This window comes from Candidatus Palauibacter sp., assembly GCF_965222475.1.
In the GTDB taxonomy this organism is placed as follows: domain Bacteria; phylum Gemmatimonadota; class Gemmatimonadetes; order Palauibacterales; family Palauibacteraceae; genus Palauibacter.
This window is the reverse complement of record NZ_CBDCUB010000006.1, coordinates 54,264-75,863: the sequence shown is the minus strand read 5'-3', so window position 1 is coordinate 75,863 and position 21,600 is coordinate 54,264. Positions and strand designations below refer to the sequence as shown.

The following is a 21,600-nucleotide window of genomic DNA, read 5'->3' as shown; positions in this document are numbered from 1 at the left end:
GGATAGATCGAGATGCGACAAGACGAACCGCAGCGCCCGGAGAGGAACGATCCCTCGGGGCGGATGAACCGCCTGCTCAGGACCGCGTCGTTCTGGGCCCTCATCATCCTCATCCCCGTCGCCATCCTCCAGTTCATGGGGGCCGGACGGGAAGCGCGGGAGCAGCTCAGCTACACGGATTTCCGCGAGCAGGCGACGCAGGGAAACGTGGCGTCGATCGAGGTCCGCCTCGGCACCGGGGAAGTGGCGGGCCGGCTCAGGCAGCCGATCGGTTCCGACGAGGCGCGGATCGAAGCGTTCCACCTCCTGCTCCCGACGCGGGAGATCGGCGATGAACTGATGGCCGAACTGCTCGCGGCCGACGTGACGATCGAGACGCTGCCGGCCGGCAGCAACTGGGTCGGCATCCTCATCTCCATCCTGCCCTGGCTCCTCATCATCGGCCTCTGGCTCTTCGTCTTCCGGCAGATGCAGGCGGGGGGGTCGAGGGCCTTCAGCTTCGGGAAGTCGAAGGCGCGGCTGCTGAGCGGCGACACGCCGAAGATCACCTTCGCCGACGTGGCGGGGTGTGACGAGGCGAAGGAGGAACTCCAGGAGATCATCGAGTTCCTCAAGGACCCGCGGAAGTTCTCGCGGCTCGGAGGACGTCTCCCGAAGGGGGCCCTCCTGGTGGGTCCGCCGGGAACGGGGAAGACGCTCCTCGCGCGGGCCGTGGCGGGCGAGGCCGCGCGCCCCTTCTTCTCGATGTCGGGGTCCGATTTCGTGGAGATGTTCGTCGGCGTGGGCGCCTCGCGCGTCCGGGACCTGTTCGAGCAGGGGAAGGCCCAGGCCCCCTGCATCATCTTCATCGACGAGATCGACGCGGTGGGGCGCCACCGGGGGGCGGGCCTCGGCGGCGGGCACGACGAGCGCGAGCAGACGCTCAACCAGCTGCTCGTGGAGATGGACGGGTTCGAGTCGAACGAGGGGGTGATCCTGCTCGCGGCCACGAACCGGCCCGATGTGCTCGACCCCGCGCTCCTTCGTCCGGGCCGGTTCGACCGCCAGATCGTGGTGGACAACCCGGACATCAAGGGACGCGAAGGGATCTTCCGCGTTCACACGCAGGAGATCCCGCTCGCCGAGGACGTCGACCTCTCGGTCCTGGCCAAGGGAACGCCCGGGCTCTCGGGCGCCGACATCGAAAACGTCGTCAACGAGGCGGCGCTCCTCGCTGCGAGGGACGACAAGGACCGCGTGTATATGGACGAGTTCGAGCGGGCCAAGGACAAGGTCATGCTCGGCACCGAGCGGCGAAGCATGGTGATCTCCGATGAGGAGCGGAGAGTCACCGCCTACCACGAGGCGGGGCACGCGGTGGTCGCGCTTCGCGTTCCCGGACTGGACCCCCTGCACAAGGTCACGATCGTCCCGAGAGGGCGGGCCATGGGGCTCACGGCGTCCCTGCCCGAGGAGGATCGCCACAACTACACCAAGGGGTGGCTCGAGGGCCAGCTGAAGATGCTGTTCGGCGGTCGCGTGGCCGAGGAGATGAAGTTCGGCGACAGCAAGATCACGACGGGCGCGGGCAACGACATCGAACGCGTGACGGATCTCGCCCGCCGCATGGTCACCCAGTTCGGCATGTCGCCTGCCGTGGGCGCGATGTCGGTGGGCGACCGTGAGCAGGAAGTGTTCCTGGGCCGCGATCTCTCGCAGCGCCGGGAAGTGAGCGAGAAGACGGCCGAACTGGTGGACAGCGAGATCAAGCGGATCCTCGATGAGGCCTACGCGGCGACGAGGACGGTGCTCGAGGCGAACCAGGACCTTCTCGAGAGAATCGCGGAGGCCCTGCTGGAGCGGGAGACGCTCGACTCGGAGGACACGAAGCGCCTCGCGGAGGGCAGGGAGTTGCCGGCTCCGGCGGTGGAACCCGCTCCGCCGGCCCCGGAACCCGCCGCCGAACCGGTCCCGCGGCGCGAGCGTCCGCTCGAGGGCGCCGGAGGCGAGCCCGCCCCGGCCCCGGCCTGACCGAAGGGCGCGGACCATGCTCTCGGCGACCGGGCCGGCGCGCAGTTGGCGACTGCTGGATCGCGAGATCCCGCTCGACGGACCCGCGATCGCGGGAGTCCTCAACGTGACGCCCGATTCGTTCTCCGATGGAGGGTGCTTCGTGGACCCGGGCTCGGCGATCGCGCGAGCCTGGGAGATCGTGGAGGAGGGAGCGGCCGTTCTCGACATCGGAGCCGAGTCGACGCGGCCCGGGGCGGATTCGATATCCCCCCGTGAGGAGTGGGCCCGGCTGGAACCCGTCCTCGGGGGGCTGCGGGACCTGCCGATCCCCATCTCCGTGGACACGTCGAAGCTTGCGGTGGCGGAACGGGCGCTCGACGCGGGCGCGGCCGCGATCAACGACGTGACGGCTCTGCGGCGGGATCCGGGACTCGCCGCGCTCGCCGCGCGGACGGGGGCGGGCCTCGTCCTGATGCACATGCGGGGGACGCCGAGGACCATGCAGCGGGATACGCGGTACGGCGATGTCGTGTACGATGTCCGGGCCGCTCTCGTCGCCGCCCGACGTGCGGCGCTCGAGGCCGGCTGCGCCCCCCGGCAGGTCGCGGTCGATCCGGGCCTCGGGTTCGGCAAGTCGGTCGAGGGTAACCTCGAACTGCTGGCCCGGCTCGATGAGATCGCCGCGATCGGCGCGCCGGTGTGGATCGGAGCTTCGCGGAAGTCCTTCCTCGGCGCGCTGCTCGATGTCCGGCCGCGCGACCGGGTCGCGGGCTCGGTCGCCGCCTGCCTGGCCGCCGCGCGCGGAGGTGCGGATGTGTTGCGGGTCCACGATGTCCGGGAGACCCGCGAGGCGCTGACCGTCGAGGCCGCGGTCGCCGCCCGGAAGGTTCCCGGGCCGAGCCGTGCGCGGGCGGCGGGGGGACAGGGCTGATGGGCGCGATCTGGAACTATGTCCGGCTCCTGCAGATCGACCTGCTGGATCTGTTCGAGATCACGGTCGTCGCGGTGCTCATCTACCGCGTGCTCATCCTGTGGTCCGGGACGCGCGCGTTCCAGATGCTGTTCGGCCTGGTTCTCCTCGTCGCGGTGTACGCGACGGCGGGCTGGTTTCGCCTCAGTCTCATCGAATCGATCCTCTCCCAGGCGTTCACGTACGGCGCCTTCGCGCTCATCGTCGTCTTCCATCCCGAACTGCGGAGTGCGCTCGCCCGGATCGGTCGCAGCCCCGTTCTCAGCGTCCTCACCCGGCTCGAGGAACGCAGCCAGGCGGTGGCCGACGAGATCGCGAAGGCCGCGGCGGAACTGTCCCGCGCCGGGACCGGGGCCATCATCGCGATCGAGCGGGAGCTGTCGCTGGAGGAGTACATCGAGAAGACGGGAACGCGCCTCCGGGCCGACGTCTCGGCCAGCCTGCTCGTCTCGCTCTTCACGCCGCAGTCTCCCCTGCACGACGGGGCCGTGGTCGTGCGCGGCGGAGAGATCGTCGCGGCCGGCGTGCACTTGCCGCTCACGCAGTATCCCCTGAGCGACAAGACGCTGGGCACGCGCCACCGGGCGACGCTCGGGCTGTCGGAAGAGACGGACGCGTATGTCGTCGTCGTGTCGGAGGAGACGAGCCAGATCTCCCTCGCGCGGCGCGGCGTCCTGCGCCGGAACCTGACGCCCGGGCAGTTGCGGGATCACCTGGCGGCCGGTGTGGCGGCCCCGGAACTGGGCCCCGCCGCGCCGGAGGCGGAGTCCGATACTTCCGACCCGCCGGGAGCGGACGGGCACGTGGTCACGGCCCGCGAGCAGGAGACGCCGTAGATCGTTTGACGCCGGTCGGCCGCATCCCTAAACTTGCGTGTTACGGCAAGGCCATCCCACCCCCACGGGCAGGTCATATGGACAATCAGTACGAACTGCTGACACTGTTCACGGACGGCGGATTCATGATGTACCCGCTGATCCTCTGCTCCCTTATCGCGATCGGCGTGATGCTGGCCAAGGCGTGGACGCTCACGGTCGCCCATCGCGACTCGCAGAGGCTCCTTCGCGAGATCGAGACACTGGGCATGAGCGGCCGGCTGAGCGAGGCGATCGCGACGGCCGAGGAGACGCGCGGGCCGGTCGCCGCGATCCTCCTCGCCGGGCTTCGCCGGCTCCGCGATCGGCGCGCCGGCGCCCGGGCGGACGGGAAGGATATCCAGAAGGCCATCGCCACGACGGGCGTGATCGAACTCGACTTCCTCGAGCGCGGCCTCACCGTTCTGGGCACGATCGCCAACGTCGCGCCCATGCTCGGTTTCCTCGGCACCGTGATCGGCATGATCCTCGCCTTCCAGGCCATCGAGATCGCGGGTCAGGTCGAGCCCGGCCTCGTCGCCGGCGGCATCAAGGTGGCGCTGATCACGACGGCCACCGGCCTCTCGATCGCCATCCCGGTCAACATCGGCTACAACTATTTCGTGACCCGGATCGACCGCCTCATCCTCGACATGGAGGAGGGCGCGCAGGAAGTGCTGGGGCTCATCTGGGACCTCGAAGACCGCGGCCATCGGCACACGGCCTGAGACACGAGACCACCGAAAAAGAGACGACCACATGGCGATCATGAAGCGCAAGCAGAAGGTGTCGGACGAGATTCCGACCTCTTCGATGGCCGACATCGCGTTCCTGCTTCTGGTCTTCTTTCTCACGACGACCGTCTTCAACGAGGAACGGGGGCTCCCGATCGTGCTTCCGGAGCAGTCCGAGGAAATGGATGTCTCCGGGAGGAACCTGATCTTCTTCATCGTGCAGCCCGATGGGCGCGTGGTCGTGCGACGGGGAGAAAGCGAGCAGGAACAGGTCGTCGCGCACACGCAGGTGGCGAACATCCTCCGCACCGAGCTGGCCGGGAACGCCAACCTCATCGCCGCGATCCAGACGCATCCGGATGCCGCGTACCGGCACATGGTCAATGTGCTCGATGAGGTCAAGCTTTCGGGTGCCGAGCGAATCTCGCTTCAGGAAATGGAGAACTAGATGGCCATCAAGGACAGCGGGTTCAAGAAAAAGTCGGGATCGGACAGCACGATCCCCACCTCTTCGATGGCCGACATCGCGTTCCTGCTTCTCATCTTCTTCATGGTCACGACCGTCTTCCGGAAGGAACGCAACCGCGACATCGAGTGGACGAACGCGGAGGCCACCGAGAAGATCGACGAGAAGCGGAAGAACATCCTCCATATCTGGATCCAGCGCGACGGCTCCGTCTGGATCAACGACGTCCTCACGCCTTTCGAGGAGATCTCGGAGGTGGTTCGCCCCATCTACGCCGAGAATCGTGAAATCGTAGTGGCGATTCGGGGCGACTCGGAGGTCCCGTATCAGCAGATCAACACGATCACCGAGGAATTGCAGGCGGCGGGCGCGGTTCGCGTGACCTTCGCCACTCGACTCGAGCAGCGCGCCATGCGGGCTCGGCGCTAGGGAACGCAGCACGGCGCTTGCCACGAGCTGCCAAACGACCGGGAGAAAATTCGATGGAAGACACCGGCATTCGGCTCACCGCGAACGACCAGTTCAAGCGTGCCAGCACGAACTGGACACAGATCGGCCTGCTGGCCGCGGTCGGACTCCACTTCGGCCTGTTCGTCCTCGTCCGGCCCTTCGAGGCCGCGGATCTGGGCACCGTCGCCACCGAGATCGAGGCGGTGAATTTCCCGCCGGAGGTGAAGATTCCGCCTCCGCCGGAGGCGATCGCCCGTCCGGCCACCCCGAGGGTCGCCTCGGTCGACATCTCCGAGGACATCACGATCGCGCCGACGACCTTCGAGTCGGTCCAGACCGAGAACCTGCCCCCGCCTCCCGCCGGGAGCAGCCCCGCGGACCGGCCCTCGTTCATCCCGTTCGACACGCACCCCGTGCTGATGAACGAGCCTGAGGTCACGCGGATTCTTGAGCGGGAATACCCGCGCACGCTGATGGACATGGGAGTCGGCGGCCGGGTCGAACTGTGGCTGTACGTGACCGAGGACGGGATCGTCGGGAACTTCGAGGTCAGGACGTCGTCCGGGAACCAGTTGCTCGACGAGGCGGCGGGGAAGGTCGTCCAGGCGATGAAGTTCACGCCGGCCAAGAACCGCGACAAGGTGACGGCGGTCTGGGTCTCGCAGGTGGTGACGTTCGAGGTAGTGTAGCAGTCCGACGGGGTCGGACCCGCCGACTCGACTTCGCGCCCGGCGCCGCTCCTGCGGCGCCGGGCGCTTTGTTTTTGCGTCCCGCCGCGGACGCCGGGCCCCGGTGGGGCGGCTCGCGTCGGCGCGCGCGCGCCCGTAGACTGTGCCGCGTGACGAACGACCACGTCGAGGCCCGGCTGGCGCGGGTGATGCAGCGGATAGAGGCGGCGGCCGGGAGGGCGGGGCGCTGCCCGGACGATGTCGAGATCCTGCCGGTGACGAAGGGCCATTCAGTCCGTGCGATCGAGATCGCGGAGGAACTCGGCCTGGGCCGGATCGGCGAGAACCGGGTGCCGGAAGCCGAAGCGAAGCGATCTGCGCTGGGCGCGACGCCGGGTGTCGCCTGGCACCTGATCGGTCGGCTGCAGCGCAACAAGGCGCGGCGGGCCCTCAGGCTGTTCGACGTGGTCGAGTCGGTGGACAGCGTCAGGCTGGCGAGGACTCTCAGCCGCATCGTCGAAGAGGAGCGGCTCGGTCCGGCGGAGGTGCTCGTTCAGGTCAACCCGTCCGGTGAGGCCGTGAAAGCGGGGTTCGCCGGCGACAGCGCGGTCGACGCCGTGCGCGAGATCTGCGCTTTGCCCGGGCTGCGCGTCCGGGGCCTCATGGCCATGGCGCCGTTCACGAACGACGAGGCGGTGCTGCGGCCGGTCTTCCGGGGCGCCGCGAGCCTGCTGGCCCGCTGCCGGGACGAGATCCCGGAGTTCGGGGGCGCTGTGCTCTCGATGGGGATGAGCAACGACTTCGAGATCGCGGTCGAAGAGGGAAGCACCCGGCTGCGGCTGGGGACCGTGTTACTGGGGGAGCGATGATCGACCTGACACCGCTCGACGTCCGCAACAAGAAGGACGACTTCAGGCGCACCCTGCGGGGGTACGATCCGCGGAAGGTCGACGCTTTTCTCGCCGTCGTGGCCGACGCCCTGGAGCGCCACATGCGGGATAGCGCCACCTTTGGCGGTCGCGTCGAGGAGCTGGAGCAGCAGCTCGAGACCTACCGCACGCGCGAACGAGCCCTGAACGACGCGTTGCTGGCCGCGCAGGAGTTGCGTGAGGAGACCCGACTTCAGGCGGAGCGCGATGCCGCCGTGCGGCTCCACGAAGCAGAGGCGCGCGCGCGCGCCGTCCTCGACGACGCGGAACAGGCGGTCCGTCTCTGTCAGGACAAGATCGAGGACCTGAGGGCGACGCGCGGCCAGTTCCTCGGATCGCTGCGGAAGTTGTTCGAGCGATTCGACGAATACCTCGATTTCGAGGACGCCCGGTTCGGAAGCGGACAGGACGATCTCGGCCATCTGGTCGAACGGCTGCGGTCCGGTCCGGATGAGGTGTCGACGGGGCAGGGTGCGACCGCGGCGGAAGAGATCGCATCGCGCGCCGCGTCCTCCGCGGCCCCCCCCATCGAGAATCCGTCGATTACCCGGGTCGACGCCGGCGGTTCGGGCACGGCGTCGACCTGACCGCAGTCCGCGGGATCGCCACGCCCGCCGTTCCCTGGACCACCTTTGCAGATTCGATGGAGCACCCCGATGGCCTACCGGCCAATACCGGAGTCCGTACGCGGGCTCGAAGCCGAAGTGCTCGGACGCTGGGACGAAGAGAAGACGTTCGAGCGGACCCTCGCGGCGCGCGCCGAGGCGAAGGACTTCGTGTTCTACGAGGGTCCGCCCACGGCGAACGCCGATCCCGGCGTCCATCACATCCTCGCGCGTACGATCAAGGACGCCGTCCTGCGATACCGGACCATGACGGGCCGCCACGTTCCGCGGAAAGCCGGCTGGGACACCCACGGGCTGCCGGTGGAACTCGAAGTCGAACGCTCGCTCGGGATGTCCGGAAAACCGGACATCGAGCGCTTCGGGATCCGGAAATTCAACGACGCGTGTCGCCGCAACGTGTTCCGATACCAGGACGAATGGGAACGGCTGTCACGGGACATCGGCTACTGGCTGGACTACGGCGACCCGTACGTCACGTATTCGTCCGACTTCATCGAGTCGGTCTGGTGGGCTCTGTCCGAGATCGAGAAGCGCGGCCTGCTGTACCGCGGCTATCGCGTCATCCCGACCTGTCCGCGCTGCGGAACCGGACTCTCGAGCCACGAGGTCGCGCAGGGCTACCAGGACGTGAACGAGCCCGCCGTCTACATGAAGTTCCACCTCGTGGACGACCCCGATGACGCCCGGATCCTGAGCTGGACCACGACGCCGTGGACGCTGCCGGGTAACCTCGGGCTCGCCATCGGTCCCGATATCGCGTACGCCCGGGTGCGCGTCCTCGCCGACCCGGAGGCCGGTACCGCCGCCCTCCGGGCTCACGACGGACCCGGAGGTGCCGCGCCGGGAGAGGTCCTCATCCTCGCGCGCGACCGGATCGAGGCGGTCCTGCGACACCCGTACGAGATCGTACGGGAGGTGCGCGCCGCGGAACTGGCCGGGCTGCGCTATCGGCCGCTCTTCCCGGGCGCGGTCGATGGCGAGGGGCACGAGGCCGCGTGGACGGTGGTCGAGGCGGACTTCGTGACGGTGGACGAAGGCACCGGCGTCGTCCATACGGCCGTGATGTACGGGGAGGACGATTTCCGGCTCGGACAGCGCGTCGGGCTCCCCATGCAGCACACCGTGGGGGAGGACGGCCGGTTCCTCGACAGCGTGCCGGGCGGGCTCGCCGGGCGGCACGTCAAGGACACGGAGACGGAGCGCGCGATCCGCGAGTGGGCCGTGGCCCACGACCAGCTATATCTGCGCGAGATGTACGAGCACAGCTATCCGCACTGCTGGCGCTGCGACAGCGCGCTCCTCTACATGGCCCGCGACTCCTGGTACATCCGCACGACCGCGGTGAAGGACCGGCTCCTCGAGTACAACGCGGCGATCGACTGGCACCCGCCCGAGACCGGATCCGGGCGCATGGGCGAGTGGCTGGAGAACAACGTCGACTGGGCCCTCTCCCGCGAACGCTACTGGGGCACGCCGCTGCCCATCTGGCTCTGCTCGGAGGATGAGGAACACCGGACTGTTCTCGGATCGTTCGCCGAACTCGGACGCCGGACGGGCGGGCTGCCCGACGACTTCGATCCCCACAGGCCGGGAATCGACGGCTACGAATGGAAGTGCGAGTTCGATGGCTGCGCCGGAAACATGCGCCGCGTCCCGGAGGTCGCCGACGCCTGGTTCGACTCGGGGTCGATGCCGTACGCCCAGTGGCACTACCCGTTCGAGAACCGCGACACCTTCGACCGGTATTTTCCGGCGGACTATATCGCGGAGGGGATCGACCAGACGCGCGGCTGGTTCTATTCGCTGCTCGCCCTGTCCACGATCCTCTTCGACCGGGCGCCGTTCAGGGCCGTCATCGTCAACGACCAGGTCCTCGACGCGAAGGGACGCAAGATGTCGAAGTCCAGGGGGAACGCGGTCGACCCCCGGGACGCGCTCGATGCGTACGGTGCGGACGTCACCCGCTTCTACTTCCTCTCCTCCTCCAACCCGTGGGTGCCGAAGCGGTGGGATCCGTCGGCGCTTCGCGAGACCGACCGCAAGCTGTTCGCGACACTCCGGCACACGTACCGGTTTTTCGCCCTGTATGCGAACGAGGAGGGTTGGTCCCACGCCACGCCGCGGGCGGCCCCGGTCGCCGAGCGGAACGAACTGGACCGTTGGGTGCTGGCCCGCCTCGACGGCGTCGTGAGGACGGTGGACGAAGCGCTGGACGGGTTCGATCTTACCGCGGGCGCTCGGGCGATCCAGGAATTCGTGCTGGACGACGTGTCGAACTGGTACGTTCGCCGCAGCCGCGACCGCTTCTGGGCGACGCGGCCGGACGCGGCCGCCGCGAGCGCGGACGCCTTCGCGACGCTCCACGAATGCCTGGTCACCGCGGCGCGGCTGCTCGCCCCCTTCGCTCCGTTCATGTCGGACTGGCTGCACCGCGCCCTCGCGGACGACCGGTCGGTGCACCTGGCCGACTTCCCGAAGGCGGAGGGCCGGGGCGAGCCGGAACTCGAGCAGGCGATGGGGGACGTCCGCCGCCTCGTGGCACTGGGCCGGGCCGCCCGGGACCAGGCGGGGATCCACACCCGGCAGCCGCTGCGCGCGCTCCAAGCCGTCCTCCCGGGGGGGCGGAGGCTCCCCGACTCGATGGCGGCGCTCGTGCGGGAGGAACTGAACGTCAAACAGGTTGTGTGGTTCGGGGAAAGCGAAGATCTTATCGGGCTGTACGCGAAGCCCCGGTTCGGGGTGCTGGGTCCGAAGCACGGGGCGCGCACGCCGGCCGTGGCCCGGGCGATCGGCGAACTCGAGACGCCGGCGCTGCGGCGACTGAAGGCGGGCCTGACGATCGAGATCGAACTCTGCGGAGATCGGGTTCGGGTCGAGCCCGAAGATGTCGCGATCCTCGAGGAGACGCGCACGGATCTGGCCGTGGCGAGCGACGGCGGGTATCTCGCGGCGCTGGACACGGAGATCGACGACGGCCTGCGCGCCGAGGGCTACGCGCGGGAGATCGTGAACCGTGTGCAGCGGCTGCGGCGTGAGGCCGCGCTCGAGGTCGCCGATCGCATCCGGCTCGGGATCGCGGGCCCGGAGGCGTTGGAGAGTGCGGCCGCGACGCATGCCGGATACATCGCCGGCGAGACGCTGGCGGTGGAGGTGAGGATCGGGACGGATGGCCTGGGCGGCCTGGAAACGAGATGGGTGAAGATCGGCGAGTTCGAGGTCGGCATCGGAGTCGAACGTACCCGCGGCGACAGCCGCGACATCGATGACTGGGGATGAACAGGGAACAGCGGAAGCACCTGGAGAAGAGGCTGCTGAAGGCACGCTCGCGCGCGACGAGGGAGATCGGGCAGTACGACGAGTCCTTCGCGAGTGCGCTGCAGGGTGGCGACAGCGATCTGGCCGCCTACAGCTTCCACATGGCGGACCAGGGAACCGATGCCATGGAGCGGGAGAAGGCGTTCCTCTTCGCCAGCAAGGAGGGTCGGCACCTCTACCACATCGATGAGGCGTTGAGGCGACTCTATCAGACCCCCGAGGTGTTCGGGAAGTGCGAGCACTGCGGTGAGGAGATCAGCTTCGAGCGCCTCGATGCCCTGCCGCATGCGAGGCTCTGCATCCGCTGCAAGGAGGAGGAAGAAACGAGTGCCGGCTGACCCCTCCGAGAGGGTGGACGGCCCCACCCCGGCTCCCGGCTTGCCGGGCGCCGCCGGCACGGGAAGTGCCGTCAGACTCTGGTTGACGCTGGTCCCGATCGCGGTCGTGCTCACGCTCGATGTCCTGACCAAGGCGTGGGTCATGAACACGTTCGAGCTCTACGAACAGGCGCCGGTGATCGGCGACTTCTTCCGCTTCACCTACACCCACAACCGGGGCGCGGCGTTCGGTCTCGACATCGGCGAGCATTCCCGGATCTTCTTTCTCTTCCTCTCGCTGATCGCGCTCGGCGTGCTGGGCTTCATCTATCGCGGCACGCCGTCTTCGGACCGGCTGCGGGTCCTGGCGATCTCGCTGGTTGCGGCCGGCGCCCTCGGCAACATCTGGGACCGCATCCGGCTCGAGCAGGGCGTGGTGGATTTCCTCGACTTCGGGATCGGTACCCATCGCTTCCCCGTCTTCAACATCGCGGATTCCGGCGTCACGGTCGGTGCGGTGCTCCTCCTCATCTCGTTCTGGCTCGAGGGTCGCCGGGAAGCGCGCGAGGCGGCCGAGGCTGCGGGGACGGACGACGGGTGAGGTGAGTCCGGCCGACTCCGGCGCTACAGGGGACGGCGACCGGCGACTCATCGAGCTCGAAGACGCGCCGGCCGAGCGGCTCGACCGGTTTCTGTGCGAGCCTCTGGCGCTGAGCCGCACCCGGGTCGCCCAGCTCATCGCCGACGGCCACGTGACGGTGAACGGCCGCGCCACGAGAAAGCGATACCTGCCCCGGGCCGGCGATCGCATCGAAGTCCATCTGCCGCCCGCCGTCCCCACCCGCCTCGAGCCCGAAGACATCCCCGTCGAGATCCGGTACGAGGACGAGCATCTGGCGGTGGTCGAAAAGCCGGCCGGGCTCGTCGTCCACCCGGCGCCCGGGCACCCGCGCGGCACGCTCGTGAACGCGCTGCTCTTCCACCTGGGCGGCCTCTCGAACATCGGGGGCGACCGCAGACCGGGGATCGTGCACCGTCTGGACCGGGACACGAGCGGGCTCATGCTGGTGGCCAGGCGGGATGGGGCGCATCGCCGACTCGCGGCCGCCCTCCGGCGCCGCGAGATCGAACGGGGATATCTGGCGGCGGCCTGGGGGCACTTGGAGCGAGACCGGTTCACGGTCGACCGGCCCATCGGCCGCGACCGCCGCGACCGGAAGCGGATGGCCGTGCGGGAGGGCGGCCGCCCCGCGACGACCCACTTCCGGCGACTGGAGCGGTGGAACGCGGCCGACCTCGTCGCGGTACGACTCGGGACGGGACGGACCCATCAGGTGCGCGTACACCTGAGGTCCGTCGGACACCCGGTCGTGGCGGATCCGATCTACGCGCCGGGTTGGGAACGGGGGTTCGGCGGCGCGGGCGGGCGCTGGGCGGAGGAGTTCCGGCGCCGGGCGGCGCGACTCTTCCTCCACGCCGCCCATCTGGCCTTCGAGCACCCCGTCACGGGAGAGGAACTATCGTTCGCATCGCCCCTGCCATCGCCCCTGCTGGAGGTCGTGGAATGGGCCCGTTCCACCTCATGATGCGGTTGACGAGTTGCGGGAGCGCGCCTAGGGTGCGCGCATGACACAGCGACGACGCGACCGGAAGACGGGACGGGCCCCCGCCCGCGGGCTCCAGTTCGGGCCCCCCAACTACGTGGCGTTCGCCCTGGGCCTGGCATCGATCGTGCTGGGGTACGTGCTGCTCGACGGCGGATCCGTGACCGCCGCGCCGCTCCTCCTCGTGCTCGGCTACGCCGTGTTCCTCCCCGCCGGACTGATTCTCGGCTGGCGGCGACTCGGCTAGCAGCCCGCCGGCGGGAAACCCAGGGGGCGAATAGCTCAGTCGGTTCAGAGCGCCTGCCTTACAAGCAGGAGGTCGGGGGTTCGAATCCCTCTTCGCCCATCCGCCAGAAAGAAGGCCCGGGCCCGACATGTGGTCGTTGATCGGAACGGTATCGCGCTGGGCGCTGTTCGCCGGCCTCCTCGCCGCGGTGGGGGCGGTGACCTTCCGGCTCGTGGTCCTCAGGCGGTTCCCCGGGTTCGGCCCGCCGAGCGAGGGTGACGCGTCCGTCGAACCGGCGGGACTCGCGGCCCGGATCGGCCGCGCGGCGCTCCTCCTCGTCGCGCTCGGGGCGCTGGGCCGGCTCGCGGCGGAGGTCGCCGTATTTCGCGATCCCTTCGAGCCGCTCTGGGCGGAGATCCGTCTGCTCGTGACCCGCACCTCGTGGGGCCGGGCCTGGATCGCGCAGATCACCGCGACCGCGATCTCGGCGTTCGCGTTCACGCTCGCCTCCAGGCACGGTCGCGTGGCGGAACCCGGCTGGGTGCTGGCCACCGCCGGCGTCGTCCTCCTCGCCTACACGCCGGCGCTCTCCGGGCACGCGACGGGCGCCGAACACTACGTCACGGCCGCGATCTCGGCCGACGTATTCCATGTCGCGGCGGGCGGCGTCTGGCTCGGCACGCTCGCCGTCATGGCGGGAGTCCTGCACCTGGGCCGACGGCACGGCGCCGTGGTCTCCCGCACGCGGCTCGTGGACTGGATCACGGCGTTCTCGCCGCTCGCCCTGAGCTCCGTCGCGGTCATCGGGGCCACCGGCCTGTTCGCGGCCTGGCTGCATCTGGGGGCGGTGTCGGCGTTGTGGACGGAACCCTACGGCCGGCGTCTGAGCCTCAAGCTCCTCGTCCTGCTCGTGGTCATCGGTTGCGGCGCGTACAACTGGAGGCGGTCCCCGGACCGGGTTCGGGCGTCCGGCGAGCCGGCTCGTCTTCCGCCGACCGTCGCCCTGGAACTGGGAGCCGCGCTCGCTCTCCTCCTCGTCACGGCGGTCCTGACCGTGACCCCGCCGCCCGCACACGAGTGACCGGTGGCTCCGGTGTCTGAACTTCGCGTCGACGGCGGGCGGCTCTGGCGTCGGCTCGAGGAGATGGCGCGCATCGGCGCCACCGCGGCCGGCGGCGTCCACCGCCTCGCGCTGAGCGACGAAGACCGCCGCGCGCGCGATCGGTTCCGCACCTGGGCGGGGTCGCTGGGTCTCGCCGTCTCGATCGACCGGCTCGGCAACATGTTCGCCCGCCGCGCGGGCACGGACGCCGCGCGTCCTCCGGTCGTTCTGGGGAGCCACCTCGACAGCCAGCCCACGGGGGGACGGTTCGACGGCCCGCTCGGGGTCCTCGCGGCGCTCGAGGTCGTGCAGACCCTCGAGGAGCACGGCATCGCCACGACGGTCCCCATCGAAGTCGCGAACTGGACGAACGAGGAGGGCGCGCGTTTCGCGCCGGCCATGATGGGGTCGGGCGTATTCTCGGGCCGGTTCGAATTGGCCGACGCCCTGAGGACGAGCGACCCCGATGGGGTCACGGTGGCCGAGGCCATCGACCGGATCGGCTACCGCGGGCCGACGCCCGTCGGCGGTCGTCCCCTGGCGGCGCACCTCGAGCTGCACATAGAGCAGGGGCCGATTCTCGAGGAGCGCGGCTGCGAGATCGGCATCGTGACGGGCGTTCAGGGGACCCGCTGGTTCGACCTCACGCTGATCGGCGAGGAAGCCCACGCCGGACCCACCCCGATGCCGAGCCGTACGGACCCCGTGGCGGCTCTCGGGCGGGCGCTGGTCGAGCTGTATCGCCGGGTCGAGAGTGAGTTCGCGCCGCACGGACGGCTGACCTTCGGCGTCCTGGCGGCGTCACCGGCCTCCCGCAACACGGTGCCCGGCCAGGTCCGCGTCAGCGTGGACATCCGTCATCCCGAGGACCGCGCGCTCGACGACATGGAAGACTGCCTGCGGGAGGAGGCGGCGAGCGCCTGCGCCGAACGCGGCGCGGAATGGCGTCTCGATCCGGTATGGCGGTCGCCCGCGGTCCGCTTCTCCGATCGCTGCATCGAGGCCGTGCGCGCCGCCGCCAAGCACTGCGGCTACACCTCGATGCCGCTCATGGCCGGGGCCGGCCATGACTCCGTCCACACGAACGACGTCACGCCGACAGGGATGATCTTCGTCCCCTGCGAGGGCGGCGTGAGCCACAACGAGGCGGAGCGCATCACCCCCGCGCAGGCCGAAGCGGGGGCGAATGTGCTCCTTCACGCGGCGCTCCGCCTGGCGGGCGGCCAGCGCCGCAGCCCCGTATCTTACCCCCCATCCAACACCAGCCCCGGAGGCAGCGCGTGACCGCCACTATGAACACGGCTTCGACCGACACCGCCACGTGGCGGGAAATCGATCGGCGCCACCACGTCCATCCCTTCGTCGACCCCCGCATCCTGGCCGAGAAAGGGACGCGGGTGATCGTGGGCGCCGAAGGCCGGCACCTGATCGACTCCGACGGCCGCCGCATCCTCGACGCCATGGCGGGCCTGTGGTGCGTCAACCTGGGCTACGGGCGCGAGGAGCTGGCTCGCGCGGCCTACGAGCAGATGGTCGAGCTGCCCTACTACAACACCTTCTTCCGGACGGCGTCTCCCCCCACGATCGAGTTGTCGCGCGTGCTCGCGGAACTCACGCCGGGCAGGATCGCGCACGCCTTCTTCTCGAGTTCCGGCTCCGAGGCCAACGACACCATCGTCCGTCTCGTGCGCCGGTACTGGGACCTCAAGGGGAAGCCCGCAAAGAAGACGTTCATCAGCCGCACGTACGCGTACCACGGGAGCACCATGGCCGCCGCCAGCCTGGGCGGATTCGAGGCCATGCACGCGGTGGGAGACCTCCCGCTGCCCGGGTTCGAGCACATCATGCCGCCGTATTGGTTCGGGATGGGGGAGGCTGGAGAAACCCCGGAGGAGACGGGCGCGCGGGCCGCGAAGGCGCTCGAGGACAGGATCGCCGAACTCGGGCCGGATCGCGTTGCGGCCTTCATCGGCGAGCCGGTCATCGGCGCGGGCGGCGTCATCGTGCCGCCCGACAACTACTGGCCGGAGATTCAGCGCATCTGCCGCGAGAATGACATCCTGCTCGTGTGTGACGAGGTGATCACGGGCTTCGGCCGCACGGGGGAGTGGTTCGGCGCGCAGAAGTTCGACATCGACGCGGATCTCATGACGATCGCCAAGGGGCTCACCTCCGGCTACCTGCCGATGTCGGCCGTCCTCATGACCGACGCGGTGTTCGAGGTGCTCTCCGAGGGAGGCGTGATCCCGCACGGCTACACTTATTCCGGACACCCCGCGGCCGCCGCCGTCGCGCTCGAGAACATCCGGCTCATGAAGGAGGAAGGGGTCGTGGAACGGGTCCGGGAGGAAACCGGGCCCTATTTCCAGGGCCGGTTGCGGGAACTGGCGGACCACCCTCTCGTCGGGGAGGTGCGGGGCGTCGGACTCCTCGGGAGCCTGGAGCTGTCGAAGGACAAGGCGTCGCGGGCGCTGTTCGACCCCATCGGCCAGGTGGGCGCGCTCTGCCACGAACACCTTTACGACGAGGGCGTCATCTTCCGGTCCATGCGGGACGTGATGTGCACGAGTCCGCCGCTCACGATCACCCGGGACGAGATCGACGAACTGGTCGCGAAGGCCCGGGCGGGGATCGACCGCACGGCGCGCGACCTCGGCATGATGTGATGGGGGCCGGCCGACCCCGCGCACGGCGGGTGGCCCTCGCAGCGGCTCTCGGCGCGAGCGCCACCGCCTGCGCGACGGCGTCCCGCGACGCGGGTCCGGGGGTCACTCCGGGAGCGGAAGCGCCCGAATACGCCTACCAGGTCGAGTACTACGTCTCGTGCAGCGTGAGCGATGAGTGCCGGGTACAGTACATTGACGAAGAGGGTGTGCTGCGGGCCCGGGACATCGTCGGCGAATGGGACATGGACTTCGGCGCCGACCCGGGCACACGCCTCTGGCTTCGCGCCGGGGCTGGAGGCTGCCCGCCCCGCCCCGTCCGGGCCGAAATCCGCATGGATGGCGAGATCGTCGCCGAGCACCTCGTGCCGTCGCCGAGGCGTTCCCGCTGCAGCTGGATCCTCGCCGAAACGGAGTTCCGCCTCCCGTAGCAGCGCGTGGTAGGAACCCTCCGACTGATCAGAGCCCCTCGATCGTCTCCCCGATGAGGTGCTTGACGACATCCCGGATGTCGCCCGTCTCTTCGAACACGGCGATCTGCCGGGCCGAACTCGACCCCTCCTTGAGGATGTGGAGCGCGTATTCCACTTCCGCCCGGCTGCCCAGTTCGTCGATCACATCGTCGAGAAACCACTCGAGCATCTCGATGATGAGGTCGGCGGCCGGGTGTTCGCTCTGCCTGCCGAAGTCGATGAGCTTTCCCGTGAGCCCGTATCGGGCCGCGCGCCACTTGTTCTCGGCCAGGAGGACTTCAGGATAGAGGCGGAAGGTGAGGTTGTCGCGCCGCAGCTTCCACAGTTTCGCCACGATGGCCTGGAAGATCGCGGCGATGCAGACGACTTCCTCCACGCGCGTGCACATGTCGCACACGCGGAACTCCAGCGTCGGGAATTTGTGATTCGGACGGATGTCCCACCAGATCTTGCTCCGATCCTGGATCGTGTTCGAGCGCACCATAGTCTCGATGAAGTGCTCGTATTCGCTCCAGCTTCCGAAGGTCATAGGCAGCCCGGTGCGCGGAAAATTGCGCCAGATAATGCTGCGATACGAGTGGAGCCCGGTCTTCGAACCCTCCCAGAACGGGGAACTCGTGGAGAGTGCCAGGACGTGCGGTAGGAAATAGCGCGACACGTTCATGGCGTCGATCATGAAGTCGCGGTCCTCGATCCCCACGTGGATGTGGGTGCCGAAGATGAGATTGCGTTCGGCGACCTGTTGAAGGTCCTCCCTCAGTCCGGCGTACCGGTCGAGCGGCGTGATGTCCTGCTGCTCCCAGTTCGAGAACGGGTGGGTGCCGGAGGCCACGATCCGGAGTCCCTTCGCGGTGACCTTCGCGGTGACGAGTCGGCGCATGCGCAGGACCTCGGCGCGGACCTCGCCGACGTCCCGGCAGACGCGACTCGCCGTCTCCACGCAGGCCTGGTGCAGCTCCGGCTGGATCTCCTCGCGAGCCTCGTCGTCCCCCTCGAGGATCTCCGTAATGAACGACGTGAGTTCGCCGGTCTCCGGGTGAACGATCTGATATTCCTCTTCGACGCCGAGCGTGAGTGAAGGGGCTTTCATGGGGAGCCTCTCGAGTGGAGAGATTCATGCGTCGGTGGCCGGGTAGAGCGTCGCGAAGATATACGTCGCGTCTTCGGCCGTCGACACCCACGGCGGACTTTCGATGATCGCCGGGAAGACCATATCTTGCTGCGCCGCGATTCCGTCCCGCTTTCCCGACACGGAGGCTCCGTTGATCCCCTGGCTCATCGCAATCTGCGTCTTCTGGCTCGTGAGCGCCGTCTTCTACGGTGGCCTGTACGACGCGGAGACCGGCTCCGCCGGCCGGCAGGCGCTCGGCCTGCTGCTGAACTTCGCCGTCTTCCTCGGCATTTTCGCCCTCTTGCGATTCGGACTCGTCGGGCTCGTCGGGCTCTTCGGGCTCGGAGGGGAGAGCGGCTTCCTGAACACGGTGTGGGGCCTGGTCCTGCCGACCGCCATCCCGACCATGCTTCTCGGGAGGATCGGCAACGTCATCTTCGGGCTGGTCGGCGTGAGGATGGCCCGGAAGGTGTTCTCGGCCGACATGCACTAGCCGCGCCGTACCGCGCCCGGGTTGCGAGCCACGCCTCCCCGTTTGCGGGGCTTGCATGATAGGGTCACAGCGAGAATTATGGGCGCTTCGTATTCGCCCGCCGGAGACCACTTAGACAGGAGAAAACAGGATGACAAAGGACGATTTCGCGGCGAAGCTCGCCTCGCAGACAGGGCTGAGCAAGGCCGGGGCACGCGACGTCATCGACTGCATTTTTTCGACCGACCCCGGGAAGGGCATCATCGCAGGCGAACTCGATGCCGGCCGCGATTTCACGGTCACCGGTTTCGGCACATTCGGCACGCGTCACCGCAAGGCGCGCATGGGCCGCAACCCGCAGACGGGCGAGTCAATCCAGATTGCCGCCATGAACGTCCCCACCTTCAAGGCGGGCAAGGGGCTGAAGGACCGCGTCCGGGCCTGAGGTCCGCGGGAGCGGCGGGGCCCTCCAGCCCGGGCCTCGCCGCCCCCCCATCGTTGCCTGACCCCTACAACCTCAGCAGTCCCGGGAGCGCTCGCAGCGCTTCGAGGCTGTGTCCCGACTGGAAGTGATCCACGTACGGGAGGGCGGCGCGCATGCCGCGCGCCTCGGGCGCGTAGCGTGAGCTCTCGAGGAGCGGGTTCAGCCAGATCACGCGCCGGGCCCCGCGCTGGATCCGCCGCATGGCGCGTTCGAGCGGCTCGGTCTCGCCCTGGTCGAGTCCATCCGAGAGGATGAGCACCAGGGTTCGCCGCCCCAGCATGCGCTGCCCGTGCCGGGTCACGAACGTCTCCAGACACTCCCCGATCCGGGTCCCGCTCGACCAGCCCCGCGCGCGAAGGCGGTCCAGGGCGGGGTCGATGTTCTCGCCCGCCAGCCAGGGCGTGAGGTGTGTGAGGCGGGTGCTGAACGCGAAGGTCTGGATGTCACGCGCGCGACCACACCCCAGCAGGAAGCGCAACAGGAAGCGGCTGTAGCGCTCCATGGAGCCGCTCACGTCGCAGAGGACGACGAGCTGCGGGGGGACGTGGCGCCGGCGCCGTCTCGCGAGGCGGAGGAGTTCGCCCTCGTGCGCCACGACCGAACGGAGCGTCCTGCGGACGTCGATCGGGCCGCGCCGGCCGCCGGGCTCGAGACGCCGGCTGCGCCGGGTCGACAGCCGGACGATGAGCCGGTCGAGCCACGCATCGACCTCGCGGAGTTCGTCCCTGCCGATCGACGCGAACGAGCGCCGGGCGAGCGAGTCGGCCGCGCTGTACGCCGCGCCGACCGGCCGGATGCGCGAATCCGCATCGTCGCGGTCCGCGCCGCGCTCCTCGTCCCGCGCCGCGGCGCCCGGTCGATCCGGCGCCGACAGCCCGCCGGCGGGTGGCGCGGGCCCCGGCGCCGATCGGGCCTTCGAAAGGAGGTCATCGGCCGGCGTGGACGCGCGCTCCCTCCGCCACCAGGGCCAGAAGCACCGTTCGAAGACCGCCAGATCGGCGGGACCCGAGCAGAACGCGGCCCGGAGTCCGATCCGCACGTCCTCGGCGTCGCCGCCGTCCAGATGCTCGAGCGCGGCGAGCGCCGAGGTGGATTCGGAGAGCGCGCAGTCGAGGCCCTCTCCGCGCAGCCGCCGGCCCAGTTCGGCGATCCTCTCCGGCCTCACCTCTCCGCGTCTTGCGAGGGGGCGAGCAACGCCTCGAGGCGCTCCACCGTGAGCCCGGCGAGATCGTTGGGGTCCTTGACGAGCGCCCCGATCGCGTCGCGGGCCGTTTCGGGCCCCAGCCCATCCGCTCCGAGCGCCTCGAGGGCAGCGGCGAAGTCGAGGGTTTCCGCCACGCCCGGCGGCTTGGCCAGCCGCTCCCGCCGCAGCCGCTGGGCCAGCCCCACCGCCTCGTGCGCGCGAGTTCGTCCGATCTCCGGCCGCCGTCGCCTGAGGATCTCCACCTCGCGCTCCGGCTCGGGATAGTCGATCCACAGGTAGAGACAGCGCCGCCGCAGGGCGTCGGACAGTTCGCGCGTACCGTTGGAGGTCAGGAGGACGACGGGCCGCGTGCGGGCCGCGATCGTGCCCAGCTCCGGGATCGACACCTGAAAGTCCGACAGGAGTTCGAGCAGGAATGCCTCGAACTCTTCGTCCGCCCGATCCACCTCGTCGATCAGCAGGACCGGCCGCTCCTCGCAGCGGATCGCGCGCAGGAGGGGGCGTTCGAGCAGGAATCCGGGCCCGAAGATCGTCCGCTGCACCGTGTCCGCGTCCCCGTCACGGCCCTGAAGGCGTATGTGAAGGAGTTGCTTCTGGTAGTTCCATTCGTAGACGGCCGTGGGAAGGTCGAGCCCCTCGTAGCACTGGAGGCGTATGAGTTCCGTGCCGAGCCAGGAGGACACGGCCTTCGCGATTTCGGTCTTCCCGACACCCGCCGCGCCCTCGACGAGGAGAGGCTTCTCCATCGCGAGCGCGAGATGCACGGCCGTGGCGATGGTCCGGTCCGCGACATAGCCGGCCGACTCGAGTCCCTCGACGATCCTCGCGATATCGGGTCGCAAAGCTCCGTCCTCCATCTCGCGTTCACGGGGCCGGGCGGGGTGCCGAAGGCCGGCGGAGGTGCGTCGCCGGTTGCGGCCGCCCGGCCGCAAACTCAGCT

24 protein-coding genes and 1 tRNA gene are annotated in these 21,600 nt (G+C 69.2%); 21 read left to right on the top strand and 4 right to left on the bottom strand.

Annotation, left to right across the window (positions count from 1 at the left end; genetic code table 11):
- Nucleotides 1-12: 12 nt before the first annotated feature.
- The 19 genes from ftsH (at nucleotide 13) to ACOQPP_RS11035 (ending at nucleotide 17,347) form a co-directional block, all read left to right on the top strand.
- Nucleotides 13-2,010 (top strand): ATP-dependent zinc metalloprotease FtsH, encoded by a 1,998-nt coding sequence (gene ftsH / locus ACOQPP_RS11125; RefSeq protein ID WP_419166932.1) that lies wholly within the window; start codon nucleotides 13-15, stop codon nucleotides 2,008-2,010.
- A gap of 16 nt (nucleotides 2,011-2,026) precedes the next feature.
- Nucleotides 2,027-2,923: a dihydropteroate synthase gene (gene folP / locus ACOQPP_RS11120; protein ID WP_419166933.1), complete on the top strand. Its 897-nt coding sequence runs from the start codon at nucleotides 2,027-2,029 to the stop codon at nucleotides 2,921-2,923.
- Nucleotides 2,923-3,798, top strand: coding sequence for a diadenylate cyclase CdaA (gene cdaA / locus ACOQPP_RS11115; protein WP_419166934.1), 876 nt, complete (start codon nucleotides 2,923-2,925; stop codon nucleotides 3,796-3,798). Before folP ends, cdaA begins: the two co-directional genes overlap by 1 nt.
- Before the next feature lie 77 nt (nucleotides 3,799-3,875).
- Nucleotides 3,876-4,544, top strand: a complete 669-nt coding sequence (locus ACOQPP_RS11110) for a MotA/TolQ/ExbB proton channel family protein (protein WP_419166935.1) — start codon at nucleotides 3,876-3,878, stop codon at nucleotides 4,542-4,544.
- A 31-nt stretch (nucleotides 4,545-4,575) separates the two neighbouring features.
- On the top strand, nucleotides 4,576-4,998 hold the full coding sequence (locus tag ACOQPP_RS11105; RefSeq protein WP_419166936.1) for an ExbD/TolR family protein: 423 nt from the start codon (nucleotides 4,576-4,578) through the stop codon (nucleotides 4,996-4,998).
- Nucleotides 4,999-5,445, top strand: a complete 447-nt coding sequence (locus ACOQPP_RS11100) for an ExbD/TolR family protein (RefSeq protein ID WP_419166937.1) — start codon at nucleotides 4,999-5,001, stop codon at nucleotides 5,443-5,445.
- A gap of 53 nt (nucleotides 5,446-5,498) precedes the next feature.
- Nucleotides 5,499-6,155, top strand: a complete 657-nt coding sequence (locus ACOQPP_RS11095) for an energy transducer TonB (RefSeq protein WP_419166938.1) — start codon at nucleotides 5,499-5,501, stop codon at nucleotides 6,153-6,155.
- Between the two features lie 149 nt (nucleotides 6,156-6,304).
- Nucleotides 6,305-7,003: a YggS family pyridoxal phosphate-dependent enzyme gene (locus tag ACOQPP_RS11090; RefSeq protein ID WP_419166939.1), complete on the top strand. Its 699-nt coding sequence runs from the start codon at nucleotides 6,305-6,307 to the stop codon at nucleotides 7,001-7,003.
- Nucleotides 7,000-7,650, top strand: a complete 651-nt coding sequence (locus ACOQPP_RS11085; RefSeq protein WP_419166940.1) for a DivIVA domain-containing protein — start codon at nucleotides 7,000-7,002, stop codon at nucleotides 7,648-7,650. The genes ACOQPP_RS11090 and ACOQPP_RS11085 overlap by 4 nt, the downstream gene beginning before the upstream one ends.
- A 69-nt stretch (nucleotides 7,651-7,719) precedes the next feature.
- A complete protein-coding gene (gene ileS / locus ACOQPP_RS11080) occupies nucleotides 7,720-10,965 on the top strand; it encodes an isoleucine--tRNA ligase (RefSeq protein ID WP_420636532.1) in 3,246 nt (1,081 codons plus the stop codon).
- A complete protein-coding gene (locus ACOQPP_RS11075) occupies nucleotides 10,962-11,342 on the top strand; it encodes a TraR/DksA family transcriptional regulator (protein WP_419166942.1) in 381 nt (126 codons plus the stop codon). Before ileS ends, ACOQPP_RS11075 begins: the two co-directional genes overlap by 4 nt.
- Nucleotides 11,332-11,922, top strand: a complete 591-nt coding sequence (gene lspA, locus ACOQPP_RS11070; protein ID WP_419166943.1) for a signal peptidase II — start codon at nucleotides 11,332-11,334, stop codon at nucleotides 11,920-11,922. Before ACOQPP_RS11075 ends, lspA begins: the two co-directional genes overlap by 11 nt.
- Before the next feature lies 1 nt (nucleotide 11,923).
- Nucleotides 11,924-12,907, top strand: coding sequence for an RluA family pseudouridine synthase (locus tag ACOQPP_RS11065; protein ID WP_419166944.1), 984 nt, complete (start codon nucleotides 11,924-11,926; stop codon nucleotides 12,905-12,907).
- Between the two features lie 40 nt (nucleotides 12,908-12,947).
- The gene (locus tag ACOQPP_RS11060; RefSeq protein WP_419166945.1) at nucleotides 12,948-13,172 is read left to right on the top strand and encodes a hypothetical protein; all 225 of its coding nucleotides are present in this window, start codon (nucleotides 12,948-12,950) and stop codon (nucleotides 13,170-13,172) included.
- Nucleotides 13,173-13,196: 24 nt separating this feature from the next.
- Nucleotides 13,197-13,271, top strand: a tRNA-Val gene (locus ACOQPP_RS11055).
- A 37-nt stretch (nucleotides 13,272-13,308) separates the two neighbouring features.
- Entirely contained in the window at nucleotides 13,309-14,232 is a 924-nt protein-coding gene (locus ACOQPP_RS11050) for a copper resistance D family protein (RefSeq protein WP_419166946.1), read from the top strand.
- 12 nt (nucleotides 14,233-14,244) lie between these two features.
- On the top strand, nucleotides 14,245-15,537 hold the full coding sequence (locus ACOQPP_RS11045) for a Zn-dependent hydrolase (RefSeq protein WP_419166947.1): 1,293 nt from the start codon (nucleotides 14,245-14,247) through the stop codon (nucleotides 15,535-15,537).
- An 8-nt stretch (nucleotides 15,538-15,545) separates the two neighbouring features.
- Complete coding sequence (locus ACOQPP_RS11040; RefSeq protein ID WP_419167169.1) at nucleotides 15,546-16,919, top strand: aspartate aminotransferase family protein; 1,374 nt, start codon at nucleotides 15,546-15,548, stop codon at nucleotides 16,917-16,919.
- A gap of 29 nt (nucleotides 16,920-16,948) precedes the next feature.
- On the top strand, nucleotides 16,949-17,347 hold the full coding sequence (locus ACOQPP_RS11035) for a hypothetical protein (RefSeq protein WP_419166948.1): 399 nt from the start codon (nucleotides 16,949-16,951) through the stop codon (nucleotides 17,345-17,347).
- A 28-nt stretch (nucleotides 17,348-17,375) separates the two neighbouring features.
- On the opposite strand, the gene ACOQPP_RS11030 is transcribed toward ACOQPP_RS11035, so the two are convergent.
- Together ACOQPP_RS11030 and ACOQPP_RS11025 are read right to left on the bottom strand one after the other, a co-directional pair.
- A complete protein-coding gene (locus tag ACOQPP_RS11030) occupies nucleotides 17,376-18,479 on the bottom strand; it encodes a carboxylate-amine ligase (protein ID WP_419166949.1) in 1,104 nt (367 codons plus the stop codon).
- Between the two features lie 24 nt (nucleotides 18,480-18,503).
- A complete protein-coding gene (locus tag ACOQPP_RS11025; protein WP_419166950.1) occupies nucleotides 18,504-18,641 on the bottom strand; it encodes a hypothetical protein in 138 nt (45 codons plus the stop codon).
- 10 nt (nucleotides 18,642-18,651) lie between these two features.
- On the opposite strand from ACOQPP_RS11025, the gene ACOQPP_RS11020 reads away from it, so the two are divergent.
- A complete protein-coding gene (locus ACOQPP_RS11020) occupies nucleotides 18,652-18,993 on the top strand; it encodes a hypothetical protein (protein WP_419166951.1) in 342 nt (113 codons plus the stop codon).
- Nucleotides 18,994-19,123: 130 nt separating this feature from the next.
- The gene (locus tag ACOQPP_RS11015; RefSeq protein ID WP_419166952.1) at nucleotides 19,124-19,417 is read left to right on the top strand and encodes an HU family DNA-binding protein; all 294 of its coding nucleotides are present in this window, start codon (nucleotides 19,124-19,126) and stop codon (nucleotides 19,415-19,417) included.
- A gap of 64 nt (nucleotides 19,418-19,481) precedes the next feature.
- Here ACOQPP_RS11015 and ACOQPP_RS11010 read toward each other — a convergent pair whose 3' ends face one another.
- Nucleotides 19,482-20,621, bottom strand: coding sequence for a vWA domain-containing protein (locus ACOQPP_RS11010; protein WP_419166953.1), 1,140 nt, complete (start codon nucleotides 20,619-20,621; stop codon nucleotides 19,482-19,484).
- Nucleotides 20,618-21,502 carry an AAA family ATPase gene (locus ACOQPP_RS11005; protein WP_420636531.1) on the bottom strand — a complete coding sequence of 295 codons (885 nt, stop codon included), beginning with the start codon at nucleotides 21,500-21,502 and terminating at the stop codon, nucleotides 20,618-20,620. Before ACOQPP_RS11005 ends, ACOQPP_RS11010 begins: the two co-directional genes overlap by 4 nt.
- Nucleotides 21,503-21,600 lie beyond the last annotated feature (98 nt).

Bases quoted from the DNA above. Each gene is read 5' to 3' on its own strand.
- ACOQPP_RS11030 (WP_419166949.1), bottom strand. From the start codon at position 18,479: ATGAAAGCCCCTTCACTCACGCTCGGCGTCGAAGAGGAATATCAGATC.
- folP (WP_419166933.1), top strand. From the start codon at position 2,027: ATGCTCTCGGCGACCGGGCCGGCGCGCAGTTGGCGACTGCTGGATCGC.
- ACOQPP_RS11075 (WP_419166942.1), top strand. From the start codon at position 10,962: ATGAACAGGGAACAGCGGAAGCACCTGGAGAAGAGGCTGCTGAAGGCA.
- ileS (WP_420636532.1), top strand. From the start codon at position 7,720: ATGGCCTACCGGCCAATACCGGAGTCCGTACGCGGGCTCGAAGCCGAA.
- ACOQPP_RS11100 (WP_419166937.1), top strand. From the start codon at position 4,999: ATGGCCATCAAGGACAGCGGGTTCAAGAAAAAGTCGGGATCGGACAGC.
- cdaA (WP_419166934.1), top strand. From the start codon at position 2,923: ATGGGCGCGATCTGGAACTATGTCCGGCTCCTGCAGATCGACCTGCTG.
- ACOQPP_RS11105 (WP_419166936.1), top strand. From the start codon at position 4,576: ATGGCGATCATGAAGCGCAAGCAGAAGGTGTCGGACGAGATTCCGACC.
- ACOQPP_RS11110 (WP_419166935.1), top strand. From the start codon at position 3,876: ATGGACAATCAGTACGAACTGCTGACACTGTTCACGGACGGCGGATTC.
- ACOQPP_RS11015 (WP_419166952.1), top strand. From the start codon at position 19,124: ATGACAAAGGACGATTTCGCGGCGAAGCTCGCCTCGCAGACAGGGCTG.
- ftsH (WP_419166932.1), top strand. From the start codon at position 13: ATGCGACAAGACGAACCGCAGCGCCCGGAGAGGAACGATCCCTCGGGG.
- ACOQPP_RS11040 (WP_419167169.1), top strand. From the start codon at position 15,546: ATGAACACGGCTTCGACCGACACCGCCACGTGGCGGGAAATCGATCGG.
- ACOQPP_RS11095 (WP_419166938.1), top strand. From the start codon at position 5,499: ATGGAAGACACCGGCATTCGGCTCACCGCGAACGACCAGTTCAAGCGT.
- ACOQPP_RS11060 (WP_419166945.1), top strand. From the start codon at position 12,948: ATGACACAGCGACGACGCGACCGGAAGACGGGACGGGCCCCCGCCCGC.
- ACOQPP_RS11085 (WP_419166940.1), top strand. From the start codon at position 7,000: ATGATCGACCTGACACCGCTCGACGTCCGCAACAAGAAGGACGACTTC.